The 20,133-nt window shown below is 34.8% G+C and carries 17 protein-coding genes; 7 read left to right on the top strand and 10 right to left on the bottom strand.

Annotated features, from left to right (window positions below):
- Positions 1-47 precede the first annotated feature (47 nt).
- The gene (locus RM520_RS01565; RefSeq protein ID WP_311386738.1) at positions 48-974 is read left to right on the top strand and encodes a nicotinic acid mononucleotide adenyltransferase; all 927 of its coding nucleotides are present in this window, start codon (positions 48-50) and stop codon (positions 972-974) included.
- A gap of 74 nt (positions 975-1,048) precedes the next feature.
- On the opposite strand, the gene RM520_RS01560 is transcribed toward RM520_RS01565, so the two are convergent.
- Entirely contained in the window at positions 1,049-1,912 is an 864-nt protein-coding gene (locus RM520_RS01560; protein WP_311386737.1) for an AraC family transcriptional regulator, read from the bottom strand.
- Between the two features lie 164 nt (positions 1,913-2,076).
- On the opposite strand from RM520_RS01560, the gene RM520_RS01555 reads away from it, so the two are divergent.
- The 5 genes from RM520_RS01555 to RM520_RS01535 all read left to right on the top strand — a co-directional run bounded on the left by RM520_RS01555 (position 2,077) and on the right by RM520_RS01535 (position 7,752).
- Entirely contained in the window at positions 2,077-3,048 is a 972-nt protein-coding gene (locus RM520_RS01555) for a phytanoyl-CoA dioxygenase family protein (protein ID WP_311386736.1), read from the top strand.
- A gap of 30 nt (positions 3,049-3,078) precedes the next feature.
- Positions 3,079-4,752, top strand: a complete 1,674-nt coding sequence (locus tag RM520_RS01550; protein ID WP_311386735.1) for a sodium:solute symporter — start codon at positions 3,079-3,081, stop codon at positions 4,750-4,752.
- Between the two features lies 1 nt (position 4,753).
- Positions 4,754-5,548 (top strand): SDR family NAD(P)-dependent oxidoreductase, encoded by a 795-nt coding sequence (locus tag RM520_RS01545; protein ID WP_311386734.1) that lies wholly within the window; start codon positions 4,754-4,756, stop codon positions 5,546-5,548.
- Between the two features lie 46 nt (positions 5,549-5,594).
- Complete coding sequence (locus RM520_RS01540) at positions 5,595-6,014, top strand: Dabb family protein (protein WP_311386732.1); 420 nt, start codon at positions 5,595-5,597, stop codon at positions 6,012-6,014.
- A 112-nt stretch (positions 6,015-6,126) separates the two neighbouring features.
- On the top strand, positions 6,127-7,752 hold the full coding sequence (locus tag RM520_RS01535) for a SulP family inorganic anion transporter (protein ID WP_311383946.1): 1,626 nt from the start codon (positions 6,127-6,129) through the stop codon (positions 7,750-7,752).
- A 15-nt stretch (positions 7,753-7,767) separates the two neighbouring features.
- Here the strand turns inward: RM520_RS01535 and RM520_RS01530 are convergent, their stop codons facing one another.
- The 7 genes from RM520_RS01530 to RM520_RS01500 form a co-directional block, all read right to left on the bottom strand.
- Entirely contained in the window at positions 7,768-8,040 is a 273-nt protein-coding gene (locus tag RM520_RS01530; RefSeq protein ID WP_311386731.1) for a hypothetical protein, read from the bottom strand.
- A 50-nt stretch (positions 8,041-8,090) separates the two neighbouring features.
- Entirely contained in the window at positions 8,091-9,170 is a 1,080-nt protein-coding gene (locus RM520_RS01525) for a serine hydrolase domain-containing protein (protein WP_311386730.1), read from the bottom strand.
- 63 nt (positions 9,171-9,233) lie between these two features.
- Complete coding sequence (locus RM520_RS01520) at positions 9,234-10,034, bottom strand: AraC family transcriptional regulator (protein WP_311386729.1); 801 nt, start codon at positions 10,032-10,034, stop codon at positions 9,234-9,236.
- A gap of 62 nt (positions 10,035-10,096) precedes the next feature.
- Positions 10,097-10,684: a DinB family protein gene (locus RM520_RS01515; RefSeq protein ID WP_311386728.1), complete on the bottom strand. Its 588-nt coding sequence runs from the start codon at positions 10,682-10,684 to the stop codon at positions 10,097-10,099.
- Positions 10,685-10,705: 21 nt separating this feature from the next.
- Positions 10,706-11,419, bottom strand: a complete 714-nt coding sequence (locus RM520_RS01510; RefSeq protein WP_311383943.1) for a DUF4488 domain-containing protein — start codon at positions 11,417-11,419, stop codon at positions 10,706-10,708.
- Between the two features lie 82 nt (positions 11,420-11,501).
- The gene (locus RM520_RS01505; protein WP_311383942.1) at positions 11,502-11,978 is read right to left on the bottom strand and encodes a c-type cytochrome; all 477 of its coding nucleotides are present in this window, start codon (positions 11,976-11,978) and stop codon (positions 11,502-11,504) included.
- A 124-nt stretch (positions 11,979-12,102) separates the two neighbouring features.
- On the bottom strand, positions 12,103-14,847 hold the full coding sequence (locus RM520_RS01500; protein ID WP_311386727.1) for a carboxypeptidase-like regulatory domain-containing protein: 2,745 nt from the start codon (positions 14,845-14,847) through the stop codon (positions 12,103-12,105).
- 234 nt (positions 14,848-15,081) lie between these two features.
- Between RM520_RS01500 and RM520_RS01495 the strand changes: the two genes are divergently transcribed.
- Positions 15,082-16,152, top strand: a complete 1,071-nt coding sequence (locus RM520_RS01495; RefSeq protein WP_311383940.1) for an endonuclease/exonuclease/phosphatase family protein — start codon at positions 15,082-15,084, stop codon at positions 16,150-16,152.
- A 73-nt stretch (positions 16,153-16,225) separates the two neighbouring features.
- Here the strand turns inward: RM520_RS01495 and RM520_RS01490 are convergent, their stop codons facing one another.
- Both RM520_RS01490 and RM520_RS01485 read right to left on the bottom strand, forming a co-directional pair.
- Positions 16,226-16,660 carry a hypothetical protein gene (locus tag RM520_RS01490; RefSeq protein WP_311386726.1) on the bottom strand — a complete coding sequence of 145 codons (435 nt, stop codon included), beginning with the start codon at positions 16,658-16,660 and terminating at the stop codon, positions 16,226-16,228.
- A gap of 91 nt (positions 16,661-16,751) precedes the next feature.
- Positions 16,752-20,015, bottom strand: coding sequence for a TonB-dependent receptor (locus RM520_RS01485; protein WP_311386725.1), 3,264 nt, complete (start codon positions 20,013-20,015; stop codon positions 16,752-16,754).
- Positions 20,016-20,133 lie beyond the last annotated feature (118 nt).

Raw genomic sequence — 20,133 nt, 5'->3', positions numbered from 1 at the left:
TGGCACGCTGATTGATTTAAGTTAGATGAACCATAAAACCACGAGATATGAAATCAAAAAAATTACTATTCGGATTATTTGGAATAACCTTATTAGCAACTTCATGCTATACCGAGGTATTTATTGAAGACGACTTTATTGTAGAGTCTGCATTTAATACTGATCAAGTGTTACAATCTTATGATTTATGGTATGTAGACATAAATGCTACAGAGGGTAATGGTGAGGTGCCATTTTTACAAAGAGCTTTTACAGTATCATTTGATAATGGAGTGTTATTGGCGAATAATAACATTGTTGGAATTGGAAAAACTGGAGGGGGCTTAGGTATTGATGTTGGTTCTTATGCTACTTTGAGCGGAGTTGTTGAAATAGACCACGACATAGACGGCTTATGGGCCTTAGAGGTTTATGCGGTAAACAATAATACTATTGAATTGCGTGATTCTAGATCTAGAACCTCGTACTTTTTAAATGGTTATAGACGAAGCAATTTTGATTATGATCGTGTTTTCTATGAAAACATTACATACTTCATTCAAGAATACGATGCTTGGGAGAAAACCTTTACCAGTGAAGTGGGTGCAATAAATGAGTTTGATGATGAAAACTATTTGCAATTTTTCTCTGATAATGGAGGGGTTTTTAGGTCTTCTATTGATAGAACAGGCACCCCTTTATCAAGCCTACAATGGGACTATGAAGGTAAGTACGAAGTATTTGACACAAACGATGAAACGCTCAAAACTTTAACACTCGATTATGACTTTATGGGCAATGATTACTTTGAACTATACGTTATTGATGATGGAACTATAGAACTGTATCACGTTGCTAGTGAAACAATTTATGAGTTTGGAGGTCGAGGCTTTGTGCAGTATTTAAAAACTAAAGAAGCTAACGGTAAGGTTGATAAAAAGAGAGTGAAAAGCTCTAACAAAAAAATGAACGTCACGCGTCAGCGTAAAATGTAAGGAATACAAATAGTCTACGACTATTATAAAAGTTTTTTGGTTGGTTATTTAGTTAGGAATCGCCCTGTAGTATTTTACTCAGGGCGGTTCTTTTTTGAGCTATATGTATTTTTAAATTCTGAAGGATTCTGTCCAGTTACCTTTTTGAAACTGCGATTGAAATAGGATAGGCTTTCAAAACCGCATTCATAACAAGCTTCACTAACATTTTTACCTTTTAATAATAATCGCTTTGCCTGACTGATTCTATATTGATTTAAAAATTCAATAAAAGTATTGCCGGTGGCTTTTTTATAATATCTACAGAAAGCAGGTTTTGTCAAATTGCACAGAGCAGCCACTTCATCTACTGAAATTTTTGTTTGATATCGCTCATCAATAAAAGCATAAATCTTTCTAATTCGTTTTTGCTCTTTACTACTATACTTGTTTATAAAGGGTGTTTTATGTAAGAGTTTAAATTCATTACTTTTTGCCAATAGCCTTAAAAGTTGCATAATGCACATAAAATAGTCAAAGGGTTCCAGTAAGTGCAACTGTTTCATAAGTTCACCAGCTTCTTCTTTAGTTTTTCCAGAAAAGGCGATTCCGTATTTAGATAAATCCAAAAGCCTATCAATTTGTTGTAATTCAGGTAAACTATCTAATATGTTATTTCTAAAACTTGTTTTAAAATGTAAAACTTCTTTTCTATAATCTGTAGTTACGCCATGGTCAAAATTTAAATGCGGAATGTTAGCACCAATAAGCACTAAATCGCTTCCTTGATACTCAGAAATATGATTTCCAACATGCCTTTTGGCGCTAGCTCCTTCAATATAGACTAATTCTAATTCAGGATGAAAATGCCAATAAAATAGATGATTCAATTTAGGATCATGTAAAAGTCTAAAGGGACTTTTTGTATAGGGAGAAATGGTTTCTAATTGAATTTTCATTAGAATGTTATTAGTCTTTTATTGAGATAAATTACACAGAATTTACATTAAAACATGCAATATCAAATTAAAATATCAATATAATTCAAATTTATATCAATATTAGAGTTGATATGATATGTAGGCTAGGCTACTTTTGACTCAATAAATTAAAATTCACGACTATGAAGAATGACGTAAAATTAGAAATGGCCAATAAGGCACATGAAGAAATCCCTGGTAATCCGTCAACGGCTACGAGTAGTAAAATAAAATTGAATGATAGGTCTAATAAACAACCATTAAGAGTCTTATCTGAAGAAGATTGGGAGTTCTGGAAACATAACGGATATATCGTTATAAAAAACGCCGTCCCTAAGGAACAGGCACAAGCTACTGCAGATTTTTTGTGGGAGTTTGATGAGAAAGACCCCAATGATTCTAATACTTGGTATGCCCCACCTAGAGCGGAAATGCAAATGAAAGAATTAACCGGAACAGGAATGGTGGAAGTTTATAATAACCAACATTTGTGGAATAATAGACAAATGCAAAGAGTTTATGATGCTTTTGTTGATGTTTGGGGAACTGAAAAATTATGGGTTACTATTGATCGAGCGAACTTAAATTTTCCACAACGCCCGGGAGAAAATAAAAAGGGATTTATACATTGGGACTATGATCCTGAAACTAGACCTCAAAACGTTCAAGGAGTTTTGGCTATAGCTGACCAAACAGATGAACATATGGGTGGTTTTCAATGCATACCATGGTTATATAGAAATTATGATACCTGGAAACTCACACAGCCTGAAGATAGAGATCGGTTCCAACCCAGTTTAGATGGTTTAGAAGATAAGATTGTAAAAGTAAAAATGAACGCTGGTGATTTATTGATATTTAATAGTACAGAACCACATGGTATTCGACCAAATAAATCTGGAGATAAAGTGCGTATAGCACAGTATATTTCTATGATGCCTGCTGAAGAAGATAATCAACAACTCAGAGATTGGAGAGTTACTTCTTGGAAAAACAGGGTAGCCCCTGAAGGTTACGCTTTCCCAGGCGACCCAAGAAATTGGGAACGTGATAAATATGACACAGCAAAACTGACTGATCTGGGTGAAAAATTATTAGGTTTGAAAAATTGGTAGTTTACCAATTCTTAACCAAAAAAGACTTTTATGACAACCACAATGAGCCTTTGGGATATAGGTATTATCCTATTTTATTTTGCAATAATTTTATGGATAGCCCAATGGGCTTCAAAAGGAAATAAAGAAGGAAGTGCTGCAGATTATTTTCTTGCAGGAAAAAACCAAGGTTGGTTGGTTGTGGGGGCATCCTTATTCGCTTCTAACATTGGCTCAGAGATCATTTTAGGGGTTTCTGGTGCAGGAGCTAGAGCTAATATGCCGATGGCCAATTTTGAAATAATAGCCTCATTAGTTTTAATTCTGTTGGGATGGGTTTTCGTTCCTTTCTATTTAAGAACAGGGGTGTATACCATGCCAGAATTTTTAGAGAAAAGATACTCAAAGGCCTGTCGAAATTACCTTTCGGTGGTTTCTATTTTGGCTTATGTTATTACAAAAATATCACTTATAATATTCGCTGGAGCTTTAGTTTTTGAGACCATTGGAGTACCATTTTGGACTGGGGCAATAATTACAGTTATAGCTACAGGTTTTTATACGGTCCTTGGGGGTCTAAAAGCAGTTATTTACACCGATATGGTGCAAGCAGTAATTTTATTAGTAGGGACCGTCGCTGTTACCGTATTTGGAATTTATCAACTAGGTGGTTGGGACGGTTTAATGAATACACTTGAGGTTGCAGCTCAAACTCCAGGTAATCCGCCTGCTGAACGTTTCTTTAATCTCTGGAGGCCAATGTCAGATACTGAATATCCTTGGACAGGAATGCTCTTTGGAGCTCCAATTTTAGGCGTTTGGTATTGGTGTACAGACCAATATATCGTTCAAAGAACACTTTCTGCAAAAGATGTTTCAAATGCACGTAAAGGTGCACTCTTTGCAGGGTATCTAAAATTGTTGCCGGTATTCATCTTTTTTATTCCGGGGGTCATAGCGTATGCTTTATTGCAGAAGGGCGAAATTAATTTTGTTCTTGACAATGCGGATCAAGCTTTGCCAGCAATGATTAATAGTTTTCTACCAATAGGATTAAAAGGACTCGCCATAGCTGGATTGTTAGCGGCTCTAATGAGTTCATTATCATCAGCATTTAATTCAAGCTCAACCTTATTAACGATTGATTTTTATAAACAATATAGACCAAAAGCTACAGATAAAAGCCTTGTGCGATTTGGCCAGATTGCCACCATTATCTTAGTTATTGTGAGTTTAGGTTGGATTCCTTTTATGCGAAGCTTAATGGGTGGTGGTATTTTCCATTATCTCCAAAGTGTTCAAGCCTATATTTCACCACCAATTGCAGCTGTATTTTTATTTGGGCTTTTTTATAAATGGATAAATGCTAAAGGCGCCATAGTTGCACTATGGTCAGGTTTTATTATTGGAATTATGCGTTTAGTTACTGAGTTCATGGCTAATGAAGGATCACTTACTGTAAATGATGGGTCCTTATTGTTTTATTTTTTAGAAATTAATTTTCTTCACTTTGCCTTGTTTCTCTTTCTATTATGTGCTGTTATACTGGCAATAGTAAGCAGATTTGGAAAGCCTTTACCAGCTGAAGAGTTAGCATTAGTTACTTTTCAGCGATCTAGTAATAGCCAGATGAAGTGGTCTAAAGATGCAACCTTAACGGTATTGCTTATAGTTTTTGTATTGGTTTTATGGGCTTTATTTAGCCCACTAGGTTTAGCAAGTTAATATGGATTTAAAACTCAAGAACAAAACAGCATTCATTTCAGGCTCAACTGCAGGAATAGGTTTTGCAATAGCAAAAGGTCTTTTAAATGAAGGAGCTAAAGTTATTATCAACGGGCGATCAGAACAATCAGTTGAAGTAGCTTTAAACAAACTAAGAAAGATAAATAGTAATGCTGATATTTCTGGCTTTGCAGCTGATTTCTCAAATATAGAAGAAGTAAAATCGCTTTGTGAAGACTTACCGGATTTAGACATATTAGTGAATAACGTGGGCATTTATAAATCTGCGTCTTTTTTTGAAATGGATGATAGTGATTGGCAAGAACAGTATGAAATTAATGTCATGAGTGGTGTTCGTTTATCAAGATATTTCTTGCCAAATATGCTAAAACAAAATTGGGGACGAATTTTATTTGTTTCGAGCGAATGTGCAGAATTAGTGCCACCAGATATGTTGGCATATAGTATGACAAAAACTGCTATGTTGAGCGTTGCAAAAGGTTTAGCTCAATTAACTAAGTCTAGTGGCGTTACTATCAACTCCATTATTCCTGGCTCTACATTATCAGAAGGAGCGGAGCAGTTTTTAGAGGATGAAGCTGTCAAATCGGGGAAAACCAAAGCAGCTATAGAAGCAGATTTTTTTAAAGATGTTAGAACGTCATCACTTTTACAACGTTTTGCAAGTGTAGATGAGGTTGCATCAACCACCGTATATTATTGTAGTCCTTTGGCTTCTGCAACGAATGGAGCGGCTATTAAAATTGAGGGCGGCAGTACTGGAGGTTTAATTTAAAATACCATCGCATATATAAATGATTATTAAATATAAAAATAGAGGAATGAAAAAATTATTAGGAGCAGTGTTGAGTGTCATATTACTTATTTCATGTATGGATACAAAAGAGAAAGTTGCCGTTGAAAAAGAAGTAAAATCAGAAGAAATGAAAGAGGATAAATTATTAAGACATGTGGTAATTTTTAAGTTTAATGATAGCACAAGTACTGAGCAAGTTGAAAAATTAAACAAAAGCTTTGCAGAGCTCCCAAATCATATTTCGGTTATTCAAGATTTTGAATGGGGTCTTAACGATAGCCCAGAAGAATTTCACCAGGGCTTTACCCATTGTTATTTATTGACTTTTAAATCGGAAGAAGACAGAGATAGTATTTACACTCCTCATCCTAAGCATCAAGAGTTTGTTGCCAGTTTAGGGCCTCACGTAGAGAAAGTATTTGTAGTTGATTATTGGGCAAATTAACAGCTGAAAAAGTCCGAAATCAGTAATTAGTTGTTAGTATTAGTAAAATAATTCACTTTAAAGTTATACTTTAAAATAATGGGTTAATTTTGCCGGCTTCAAATAGACTGATATGCGCAAATACCTGAATCTCTTTGACTTTAAGCAAAAGGTAGATTATAAAACTGAAATTTTATCAGGATTAACGGTTGCATTAGCTTTAGTACCTGAGGCAATTGCTTTTGCATTAATTCCAGGTTTTTCACCTTTAACGGGTCTTTACGCCGCGTTTATTTTGGCTTTAGTAACCTCAATTTTGGGTGGTCGTCCGGGCATGATTTCTGGTGCTACTGGTGCTGTGGCTGTGATTTTTGTTGGATTAATTTTAGAATTAAAAAATACTTTTCCTGGCATTGAGCCGACTACCATTTTGAATTATGTTTTTGCTACAGTTATTATAGCAGGGGTCTTACAAATTTTAGCAGGGCTGTTACGCCTTGGAAAATTTATTCGTTTAGTACCTCACCCCGTAATGTTTGGTTTTGTGAATGGCTTGGCCATCATCATATTTATGGCACAGTTTCCTAACTTTTATCAAAAGGGTACGGAAGAGTTATTATCGGGTTCTTCATTGTATATAATGCTAGGCTTGACTTTGTTGACAATGTTGATTATTTGGGGTTTTCCTAAATTAACTAAAGCGATACCTTCATCATTATTAGCAATTGTGGTGGTTTCAGCCATTGTAATTGGTTTTGGTATTGATACCCTAACAGTTGCTGATACCATGCGCGAGGGTGAAAGTATTAAAGGTGGTTTTCCACCATTATCCATTCCTCAAATACCATTTACATGGCAAACTTTTATGATTATAATTCCTTATGCAGGTATTGTGGCAGGGGTAGGTTTAATAGAAAGCCTTCTGACCTTGAATATCATTGATGAAATTACCGAAACTAGAGGTCGTAGTAATAAAGAATGTGTGGCTCAGGGAACTGCAAATATTTTATCAGGATTTTTATCGGGTATGGGTGGTTGTGCTATGATTGGCCAAAGTTTGATAAATACTTCTTCTGGGGCTAGAGCTAGACTATCAGGGATTACAGCTGCTGTAATGTTATTAGTTTTTATAATGTTTGGTAGCAGTTTAATTGAGCAACTTCCTATGGCTGCCTTGGTAGGTTTAATGTTCATGGTTGCTATTGGCACATTTGAATGGGCTAGTTTTAAAACCTTCAGAAAAATGCCAAATTCTGATGTTATTGTAATGATATTAGTCACTTTAATTACTGCAATTACGCATAACCTTGCTGTAGCAGTTTTGTTAGGAGTTATTATTTCTGCCTTGGCATATTCATGGGAAAATGCCAAACGTATTCGGGCAAGAAAGTATGTTGATGATGATGGCATCAAACATTATGAAATTTATGGGCCGCTTTTCTTTGGATCTACTACTTTGTTTGCCGAAAAGTTTGATGTTCAAAATGATCCGGAAGAGGTCATAATCGATTTTCAAGAAAGTCGTGTTGCCGATATGTCGGGTATTGAAGCTTTAAACAAGCTAACAGAACGCTATTCTAAGGCAGGTAAAAATGTTCATATAAGACACTTAAGTAAAGATTGTATTCGTTTACTTACCAACGCTCAAGATATTATAGAAGTAAATGTTCTTGAAGATCCAACGTACAAGGTTGTAACTGATAAGGTAAGAAAAAAGACCCAAGATGAGACCAATCCGTTTAAGGTCTGGGGTCTTTAAAATTTGGTGTAGCCATTAAAACATACGGTAGATTATAAAGACTAGAATTGCTAGTATCAATACCGAGATAATGGATGCTCTTAACTCAATTAACTTATCTCTTTTTGCTTGAGCAATAATCTTATCTCTAATCTTCTTTTTTTCAAATTCAGTAAGTTCTTTGAATTGAAGCTGAGTTTCACCTGCATGACCGATATAGTCTTTTCGGATATCTCTAAAATTTCTTTTTTTCTTGAGTAAAGCTCTATTGGCTTTAACAACTTTCATTGGTTGACCCGCGTACCCCATAATCTTCTGTTTTATTTATGGGTAGTAAAAATGATAGTTTTGTTACAGAGTTAATCTTTCATAGATGATAAAACAGGAACAATATACTCGTTAAGTATTTCATCGATATAGCTATGTGCGTTTCTATTACCATAGTTTGTAGTTGTCACAACTATAGTTGCATTAAGGTCTTTAAAAGCATGCATTCTATTTCCACCGTTGCCAGACATATAAAAGGAATTATGCTTTTTATCTTTACCAAAAGCTTCTAGCCATAAAAAATAACCATAATCAACTCCTGAGCGTGCATTGGCTTTTGGGCTTGTAGCCAGTTTGATCCATTCTTTTGAAATTAATTGTTTTCCGTTCCATACCCCATCATTTAAACAAAGCTGAATGAATTTAAGTAAGTCTTGACTTCTATAATTACTTCCACCAGCAGTGTTTAAATAACCAGTTGGTGTAAAATCTAATTTGTATTCCGAAATTTCTAGTGGGTTAAAAAGATGTTTTTTAGCAAATTTATGAAGAGGCTCATTAATGGCTGTCTGCAATATTTCTGACATTGCAGAAGCTTGGGCAGATGAATAATGAAAAAACCTCCCATAAGGTTGTTCTGCCGGTTTTGGGTTAAACGGATAAGAACGTATAGGTAGGTCAATTAAAAACTGTGTCCAATCTTCAATAAAATACATTCGTTCTTCATGCCCTCTCGAAAAGTAATTACTATCATCAGTTTCAAGCATACAACTCATTGTAAGCAAATCTTCAATAATGATATTGTCTTTTCTAGAATCTGGATTTTTAACTTGATTTTTATGGGCTAAATAATTGAATATCTTGTCGGTCTCGGATATAAGACCTTGATCTTTTGCAATGCCAGTTAAAAAAGTAGCCATGGTTTTGGTTGCAGACCTTGTGTTATGAAGTGAACTTTCATTATTACCATTATAATATTTTTCAAAAATGAGCTCACCATTTTGGGCAATCAATATACTTGTAATGTTTTCATAGTCACCATTTTCAACTTTTGAACTCATCTCTTTTAGTAATGCAGGTTGTTCAGTATTTGGCGATGAAAAATCTAGCTGAGCTGATAAGCATTGAACAAAAAACAAACTGGCGATAATTATTTTAAAAGAAGTCTTCATACTTTATATTTTTATCAAATGTATTTGATGATTCATTTATTAAATAGAATCAAATTAACATCACTATAATTTAGAGCGAAAACCTTTAGGCGTCATAAAAAAAGTTTTTTTAAAAGTGCGAGTAAAATGACTTTGATCAGCAAATCCAGAAAGATAGGCCACTTCGGTTAAAGAATATTTTTTATTTAAAATGTATGGAATTGCTTTTTTAAGTTTCTGCTGTCTTAAATAACCACCAAGATTTGTTGTTAAATATTTAGGAATGCTCCTTGATAAATGCACTGGATGAACACCTAGTTCTTTAGACAAGCCAGTTAAGGATAAAGACTCATCGTTTTCATTAAGTAACTCCCTTAAGTCTTTAACCCACAATGGTTCATGTTTGGTTTTAACAAGATTTTCTTTCTCTATCCCTTCACATAATTTCAAAAGTAAGAGCTCTATCGCCAATGGAGAATATGCATCGTTATTTTTAAATTCATAATACAACTTTGCAAGTACGTGATAGAGTTTAGGGTTTTTAATTAGTCTACTTCCCTCCCATAGATTAAAATCTAACTGCTTATTTTTATACCATTCTCTATCTAGTTCAATATGAAATCCTCGAGCTAAATCTGATTCTCTTGTGTTTAAATGTTGATCTTGCCAATTATGAAAGACAAGACTACCTGCTGGGCAAAGTGTAGTAGATTTTTTATTAATATCTAGCATATCTCCATTGAGTACAAACATAAAATAGGGGTTCTCATGAAAATGCCAAGGAGTACCAGAATCTAAGTAATCATATTCAGAAAGTAAGAATCCATTCTGTGCTAAAACCTTTTCTTGTTTTCCGTAGTACTCTCCTTTTTTTGAGATTTTCATCAAATAGTTTTAAGCAATCTATTTTTAGAAAGACCAGTAAAAAACAAAATTGTTACAGTTTTTTATTCTTGAGTCTTTCCTAAAAACACATTTACTTTTGGGTTTTGTGGATTGCCATTAGAACGCCGCAAAACTACTAATTGACCTGTGTGGTAAATACAATCGGATAGCATTCCGTTTAGCATATTCCAATAGGGGAAGTCCGTTTGCTTTTCTCCACGTTGAAAAGTCACTTTAAAACTTGAAACCTCATCTGCAGTTTTACCTTTAACTAGGTTACTTGCTGCATGAAGATTATGTAAGGTTTTCGTACGTAATTCTTCAAAAGAATAATTTGAAAAATCTTTTGGGCGAATACTTGGTTCACCTTTTGGCGATTCTAAAATCATTTCAGACATGCCATAGATATGCTGCAACGTTTCTAGCATTGTACGACCATTTTCTGAAGGCTTATAAGTCAAATCAGATGTTGTTAAACCTTCTGTAGCCCAATAAAAGCGATATCCTAAACCATCAATCATTCTAGCAACAACATTGCCTGTGGTATAGTCTTCAGGATAATCAGGAATTTGGTGATAGGGAACATCCATTGTTTGTGATTGAAGTGTTGATATTACAAAGAGTAGGGGTACTATAATTAGTCTAATCATTTTGTATTCTTACCGTTTGGTTTATTCTTTTCGCAAACTCCAAATCTCATATAGTGGTGCTCCTTTGCTACTAAAACCAGAGTGGTGCCAATCGCCTTCTTTTAGTTCAAAATTAAATTCAAGACTTGCTCCAACACGCGAGTCATCTCTTGAAAAGAACTCTATATTTTCAGTGTATTTACCATCTATGGTTGTGTAATTACCTCCACCGGTTCCCATAAATTGTTTGGTTTCAGTATTGTAGGCAATCCATTGAAAACGTGTTCCAGAAAGAATTTTCATTGTTTTTCTTGGCCTGCTGGTATCTCTTGATTGGATTTCACCATCTCGTTTACGCCCGGACATTAGCCATGCACCAGCAAGTGCGCCGGGTGAACCATTATCAACGCGTTTCCAAACCATTGGAGCATCTTTAATTTTTAACTCATCAGTTGAAAGTTCAATTTCAAAAGAACTTGTACTTCCAACCCTTTCGGGGTTTTCAGTGTCAAATTCTACCGTTTCAGATAAGGTAGTGCCTTCTAAAGACCATGTTCCCCCATTAGTACCAACAAATGCACCAGATTCGGCATCATAAAAAGTGCCGACTTGGTGATTGCTTGAGAAAATGACAACGCTGCGTATATTCTTGCCTCCGAAATCACCAGTTGCTTCCCAAGCCCCAATTAAAGATTGGGCGTTTAAAAAGGCTGAAGCCAGTAAACAAAAAGATACAAATAGTGCTTTTTTAACCATCAGTTTAGAATTTTAGTACTACAAAAAATGCTGTTACCCAATAGTTATGGACAACAGCATTTTTGAAGAATTTATAACTATTTTATAATGTTCTCAAATACTCAGCCACATCACGTGCTTCATCTTCTGTTAAGTTCTGATTAAGCATAATGGCATTGTTATATTCTTTTAAAAGTGCTTTTGCAATTGGGTCTTCTTTCAACATTCCATCAGGGTTCAAAATCATATTCATTACCCATTCTGGGCTTCTTCTATCATATACACCTTCCATAGCCGGGCCAATCATTCGTTGGTCAACCATATGGCAAGCCACACAAATAGCATTAAATTTTGCTTCACCACGGGCTGCCATTTCGGTATCAACGTCGGCAGAAAAGTCTACACTTTTAATTGGTCCGACACCTTTATTATCTAAGTCAACTGGTACGCCTTCACTTTCGGCAACTGCTTTAGCCTCTTTGGTTCTGCTTACTTCAAAACCGTCTTTTTTTGAATCTTTTTTACCGCCGCAGCTTGCAATAAAAGCTCCTAAAGCGATGAACAGGATAAGTTTTTTCATAATTGCCGAATTTAGTTCAGTTATGTTTATTCAGATTGAACCTCTAATATAATTAAAAGTTGGATGTTTATAATGGAGTTTGAAAGGTTTCTAACTATTCTGAAAAGCTATATCGTTTGCGATGCTAAAAACTAATCGCAAAGTTTAAAAAATAGGTTCTTCCAAAGCCATACCAATACTTGGGTGCAAATGAAGGATCGTTTCTAAGATTGTCTTGTTGTAATTGTCCAAAATTACCGTTTCTACTTTGCTCATAACCACCAGTTCTAAATATGGTATCAAAAGCGTTGTTTATGCTCGCAAAAATACTGATGTAAGTTCCTTTTTTTAGCCATGATTTACCGCCCACTAGATTTAATAAATAGAAATCATCTAGTTTTGATTGCTTCAAGAGTTTAGCAACGTTTTCTTGTGTCGCGTCTGGAAACCTTAGGCCAGTTTCAGGATCTAGGAAAAAGCTTTGTGTTCTAGTTATAGTCGAAATATTGGCATAATTATTTGCTAAATAGTTGGTGCTAGCTCCAATCCACCAATATTTTGGATCTCGATATTCGATACCCAATGCAAGGGCTTGCTGTGGTCCTTGTGCTAATCTTAAATCTTTGATATCGGCAATGCCTAAGTCAACATTTCCTTCAAGATTAATCAAGTCTTCATCAGCAGCTGCCGTATCAAAATTGATGGTCAAATTCGGATTGCTTGCATATAAATATTTGCCAATATTGGCGACTGCGGATAACTTAACGCTTGATGAAGCTTGATATTCTAAACCAAGTTCTAACCCCATATGTAACTTGTCTAAATCTGTTATTACTTCTTGAACGAAATCAGAACCTACACCAGCGTCGACGAAAAAGAAATTAATGTCTGTTGTGTTTTGAAAACGAGTATAAAAACCGGTCAGTCTACCTGTTAAATTTGGTAGTCGTATGATGTAGCTAAAGTCTAGAGATGTAATATTCTCTCTTTGAAGGTTTGGCACTATTTCATTGTTCTCTCTTGGGTTGATAAATACGTTTTGCAATACTGGTGGTCTTGAGCGATATGTGCTATTTACTTTTAACCAATGGCGTCCAGTTATACCATAATTGAAACCGGCTTTCAATCCATAATTAAATAACTTAACAGCTTCACTTGTGCCTGATGACGACTCTAAAAACCGTTCATTTTGAAACAACCCTTCACGTTGATAAATATTAGTTGAAGAGGAAAGCGCTAAAAAGGCATTCCAGTTATCAAAATTGGTCGTAATTTGACCAAAAGCATTGAAACGAGTAGCCTTAATATTATAATTATAATTGAAGATATCCCCTTTAATTTTAATTAAATCACTACCTAAATCGTTTTGGGTATCTGAAAACGGGTCAATGTCTTCATGAAAATTAGCACCAAGTAAATCATTTATAACTGCAAAATTCTTTGAACTTAGATTGCTATAATTGACTCCGAAATCTAATTGAATGTTTGATTCAATTTTTAAATTGGCAACACTAGAAAATGAAAATTGAGAATCTTTAACGGTATCATCATATAAAATATAAGAAGCTCTACCATTATTTTTAAAGTTTGTATTAGCAGTATAAAGTGTAGACCAATTTAATTGTTGATTCTGAAGAAATCCCTCTCTTGCCAATGATGCATTAGTAAAATCTGCACCAACCGAATTATTAATGTAAAAACTAGGTAAATATCTGTAATAGGTAGGGTCGGGATTAGGGGCATTAAAATAACCTAATCTGGCTCTAGAATTTTCGCCGAACTGGTAGGCAATTCCAGAGGTCAATGTGAAATTTTCACTTTGATAAAAATGATTGAGCAAGAATATAGGTTCAAATATATCTCGATTCCTACTATTTCTTATAGCATTGTTTTGTTCACCCCAATAAGGATTATATTGCCTCCCGCCAAGTTCAAAAACTTCTTCAGTTATAGCAGATGAACGTCCTCTTCTATTTTTTGCCAAAATTGAAGTTAGAATGATGCTTTGCCTTTTATTTATTTGGTATTCTAAAGCTCCAAAAAAAGAATAAGCATCATATAAAGTACCGTCTAAATATCCTTCATTTGCCCAACGGCGTGATGCTGAAAAGCTATAACCTTTTCTTTTAGAGGACATGGGGGCAGTATATGTAGCCATTAAGCGACCGGTATAAGTTCGGTTTGAAATAAAACTTGAAATACGTAAACCTGGCCTTAACCCAGAAGGTCGTAGGTCGATATTAGTAGTCCCTAAAACTCCTCCAAAGGTATATGGGGAAGCTTCCAATCCATTCGAGAATTCTTGATTTCGGATGACGTCATTTAAACCACCCCAATTATTCCATTGAGGTCGCCCATCATAAAATTTATTCATTTTTATTCCATTCAAAAGCACTTGTCCATTTTGTGAATCATAACCTCGAACACGAAAGAATGCTTGACCAAAATCAAAAGCAGCACGATTTAAAAAAACATCTCTTGTCGCCTGTAATAAGCCAGCTGAAACGGAAGTAGATTCATTGTCATCAGAAAGATCACCATCTGTAAGGGAAATGAGATTATCATTTTTTTCTAAAGTGATATCTTTTTCAAGTAAAATTATTCCAAGGTTAATAGACTGACCATCATATGAAATAGGTAAACGTTTAGATTTATAATCAGGTTTGGAAATATGAATTATGAATTCGCCAAAAGTCTTTGGTCTGATTTCAAAATCACCAGAAACATTCGTCTTTGATAAAATTGAAGTTCCTTCAATTTTTATAAAAGCATTGTGCAAAGGTGTTTTAGTTTGTTTAAATAGGAGCTGTCCAGATATATTTGGCGTCTTTTGTGCAATTGCACAAAAGCACACTCCAAAGAAGAGAATGAGCAAAGATAAAAAGCGCATAACATGGTTAGTGTATGCTTCAATGTTACATAAAATTGAATAAAATAATTGGTATTTGGAAGAATTCTTTAGTTTGACCCCTCCGATTTTCCCTCTAATTATCCTAAAAATCACCTCCCATTCAAACTAAGGGAAGGACCTCAGCGTGAATAACTAAAAAATTTGAAACAGTCAATTAAACACGCTCTAGACTAATCTTTACGGGAAAGTAATATTTTAGTTATTTTCGAAATTATGAGATTAGGGTTGGTAGTACTTTTTTTGTTTTCATCCTATTGCTTTGGTCAAAATGAAAAGACTTTTAAGGTGAGAACCATAGCTTTTTATAATGTTGAAAATCTTTTTGATACTGAAAATGACACCTTGGTTTTTGATGACCAAAGAACTTCAAAAGGAAGATATCGTTGGACTAAAAAACGTTACCAAAAGAAAATTAATGATATCTCAAGAGTTATTTCTCAAATTGGTTATGGGCTCACAGGTTCTTCGCCGGATATAGTTGGGCTTTGTGAGGTTGAAAATAAGAAAGTCATTGTAGACTTGATTAATGATGAAAATCTTTTAGATAAAGATTACGGAATTATACACTTTGATTCACCTGATGAAAGAGGGATTGATGTTGCATTATTGTATAAAAAGGAAGTTTTTCTGCCAACTTCATTTAAGAGCCAAAGGGTTTTACTTTTTGATACGGAAGGAAAGAGAGATTACACACGAGATCAATTAGTAGTTGGTGGATTATTAGATAAAGAACAGTTCTATTTTATTGTAAACCATTGGCCATCAAGGAGTGGTGGAGAGGCTAGGAGTAAACCCAATAGAATAAAAGCTGCTCAACGTAATAAGCGCACTATTGACTCCATTCAAAAATTAAATAGTAGCGCTAAGATTATCAGTATGGGAGATTTTAATGATGACCCGGTTGATGATAGTTTTAAAAAGGTATTAAAGAGTATTGGAAAGCTTAAAAAATTAGACAGCACTTCACTCTTTAATCCTATGGAAAGACTATTTAAAAAAGGAGTAGGTTCTTTGGCTTATCGTGATAAATGGAACCTATTCGACCAATTTGTTTTAACACCAAATTTGATTAGTAAGAATAGACAAAATCATTCCTATTGGAAAGCTGGTATTTTTAATCCATCGTATTTAGAAAATTCTCAAGGAAAGTATAAGGGGTATCCTTTTAGAACATATGTAGGCACGACTTACCAAGGTGGTTATGCAGATCATTTTCCGATATATCTGTATTTGGTAAAAGAAGTCCAATCCTCTTCTAACTCTCTTAAAAAGGGAAGATTTTAAAGTTTTAAATTCTAGTATTCATTTAAAGAGTAGTTGAGAATTTATCTCCTACCTTTTTATGCTTTGGGGGAAACTATAACCATTGGCCCCAAGGTATTCTGCTTAAAATTAGAAGTAAACCCAAACCGTAAAAAATACCTATACTTTTAAACTTGGCAGTATCATCTAGTTTCTTCTTATGACGAGACCATCCTATGGTGATTAAAGCCAATGCAATAATATTGATGAATGGATGTTCAATTGCTAACAATCTAGAAGCAGAATTTAAACCACCCATACCTAAAGTCTGAATAGCTTTTAATCCATTGGCCGATACAAAGAACAGTATAAGACCAATTAATAATTGAATATGCGATAAAATCAGTGCAAAAAGACTTAATCTTAAATCTTTTTCAAATCGAAATTCTTTTTTTCCTAACCACCCTGTAATTGCATTGAGCGTTGCGGCTAGCAAAATAAATAAAACGATGTAAGCAAAATAAGAGTGAAGGCTTTTTAGAATTTCCATGATTAAAATTTGATGCCTAAATGTACAGAATTTTACGCATAAAAAAACCCCTGCCGGAGCAGAGGTTTTTAAACTAAACTATATACTAAACTTAATTAAAGATGTATCTAACACCTAATTGTGCTTGCCATCTTGAAGACTGAATACCTGAATCATCAAATTCTTCAAAATCAGGATTTCCTAAGTCATCCATAACACCCGTATTAATACTAAATACAGGAATGTCTCCTGTTGAAACCGTTGTCAATGGACTAACATTGCTACGTACAAACTTAAGTTTACCCCAATCGTTATTCAATAGGTTACCAAAATTGAAAACATCAGCAGTTAATTGTAATGTGTGTTTTTTACCACCCATATCAAATGAGATGTCTTGCAAAAGTTTTAAATCAACAATATGACTCCATGGTCCACGAGTAGCATTACGCTCCGCATAACCACCTCTATTTTCGCGTAAGTGATCTACGCTATTAATAAAGTTGTCTAATTGTGCCCATTGAGCAGCTTGTTCAGCAGCATCACCAGAGAATTGAATTTGACCTTCACTTGCAGGAATAAAGATTAAGGCATTATCACGAGAATCGTCATTGAAAATATCTCTACCTTCATTATAAGTAAAACTATATGGAGAGCCTTGGAAACCTTGGTACAATAAAGCAACTGTAGTTTTCACATTCTCATTCCAACTTATTTGGTAAGATGCATCAGCAACGATACGGTTACCTAAGGCAAAATCTGAACGCGTTACAGGTAAGTCAGAGTTTTTACCATTTACAGACTGAATATTTCTCCACTGTGAGCTATTCTGAGATGAAGTTCCATCAAAGATTTTATTAGACTCACCATACGTATAAGAAACAGATCCAGCAAAACCACCATCAAAAGGCTTTCTTAACGTAAATGTTGCATTAGTTGCATTACCACCACCAGTGTTAGATGCCAAGATAATTCTACCATAGGTGTCGTCAATTTCATCACCTCTATTATAGAAAGGTCTTCCATCAGCACCCTGATAGTTCCCGATCGGATCACCTAAATTTAAATTCTCATAGTAGATATCAGTCATAACATCAGTATATAAGAAATCAGCTGAAGCAATTAATCCCCAGAATGGTAATTTTTGATCAACAGCAATATTATATTTCATTACCTGAGGCAATTTGAAATTTTCTGCGATTAAATCAATATTACCACCAAGACCACCAGAACCTGGAGTAACTGACTCAAATTGATTATTCACGTCTGGCTCAAAAAGTTGACCAGCATCAGGACCAAAGAAAGTAGCATCAAATGTAAATCCGCCAGTAACACCATTATTATTGTAAGTTCCACCAGGCCATACTAAAGGTAATCTAGAGGTAAATACGCCTAAACCACCACGAATCTGTGTATTTCTTTCACCATTTACATCCCAGTTAAAACCTAATCTTGGAGCGAAAACAGCGGTACCAACTCCTTGACCAACTTGAGCTCCCTGTAAATCTTTACCTGCAGCCTCTAATAATGGAATAGTAGTGGTGTTAAAGTCGTCATTCACGGTACCATCTTCCCAGCTAGGAATATCAATACGCGCACCAAAACTAACCTTAAAATTATCAGTCATTTGAAAGTCATCTTGGACGTAGAAACCAGCTTGAAAAGTTTTAAAATCTGCAGAACCATTTGATTCATCGCCAACAGTGCCATCACCAACTAAAGAATAGCCATGCTGATAAACATCAGATACTTGACCTGTTAAAAATTGGTTTAAACCTGAAGAAAGTAGGTTCCCATCATCATCAAATTGATCCTCAAAAGTATAATCACCAAAATTGAAAGCAAAGAATAAATTCTTAACCGTTGCAAATTCCGCTGTAGCACCTAGAGTTACTGTATGACGACCAGCATAAATTTCAAAGTTATTTGTAATAGTCAAATAATCAGTGTTTAATAAATTGGCGGTAGAGAACGGTTCTGAACCAAAAGAAATAGTTCCGTCACCATCTTGAATATCTACTGTTGGGAAAGGATCACCAGAAGGATCTCTATCATCTCTAACAGAAGTATAACCTACTATTAAGTTGTTACTAAACTTGTTTCCGAAACGAGAGTTTAATTCTAAAGCAGTTGAATTTGTAGTTGAATTAAAAAATTCAGAACCATTAATAAAACCAATATTTCTATTACCAGAACTTCTTGCTTCAAGGTTTTCAGCACCAACATAACTATGTCTTAAAGACAAGTTATTATTTTCATTGATGTTCCAGTCTAATTTAGCCACTAAAGTGTTGCTTTCCAATGTTCTTGAGTTGTTATCAAAGATACCAGGGTTATAACCGTAAGTATTTTGAAGGAAACTACTTAAGCCATCTAAATCTGCTTGAGATGAACGACCAGTATAGTTACTAAAGATAAATGGTTGTGGAATTTCAGTTTCATTACGTTCGTAGTTCACAAAGAAGAATAATTTATCTTCAATAAGTGGACCACCTAAACGTACACCATAAGTGTTGGCGCTAAAATCAGAAACTTTTTCAGCTTCATCACCTTCATTTAAAAGTGCGCCTGGCGTTTTACCAACTAAACTTTCATTACGGGTGAAATAATATGCTGAACCTTCAAAGTTGTTTGAACCAGAACGAGTAACAGCATTAATAGAACCACCAGAGAAACCTGATTGTCTAACATCAAAAGGAGCAATGTTTATTTGAAATGTTTCAATTGCATCAACTGATAATGGATTAACACCAGTCTGCCCACCATTAGTACCAGAACCTGCTAAACCAAAAACGTCGTTATTTACAGCACCATCAATATAAATAGCGTTGTATCTGTTGTTTTGACCAGCTAAAGAGATTGAGAATCCATCATCACCCTCACTTAATTGAGCTTGAGGAGTCAAACGAACAAAATCGGCAATAGAACGAGAAGCTGCAGGAGTAGTAGCAACTTGACGCTGAGAAATATTAGTCTCAGTACCTGTCTTGTTTGATCCAAAAACACCATTTGAAACGGCAGTTATTACAACTTCATCTAAAGCAGTTGCCGATTCAGTCATTTGAGAATTAATCTGGTTCGTAGAACCTAAGTTTAAGAAAATACCTTCTCTTACATCATCATTAAAACCAACATAAGATATGGTCACTTTGTATGGACCACCTGTACGCATACCAGAAATACGATAAAAACCGTCAAAATCAGTAGCTGCACCATAAGCAGTACCAGTAGGAATGTGGACAGCGACAATACTTGCGCCAAGTAAAGCCTCTCCTGTGTTGTCGGTTACTTTACCTCCAATAGCGGACGTAGTAACCCCTTGTGAAAATGCTGCCGCCGAAAACAATAAGGCAATAGCAATTAAGTAGAATTTTTTCATTTTAAGAGTGTTTGAATTGTCTGCGCAAAAGTCTTGTTTTAGACAATTCGGTACGTTAACTAAATGTTAAGAATACACCTACTAAAATTATTAAAACTTGTTATAAATAATTGATAAT

The organism is Croceitalea vernalis (assembly GCF_031846405.1).
Lineage (GTDB): Bacteria > Bacteroidota > Bacteroidia > Flavobacteriales > Flavobacteriaceae > Croceitalea > Croceitalea vernalis.
Note: the sequence above shows the minus strand (reverse complement) of the source record. Positions and strands in the feature narration are given on the sequence as shown.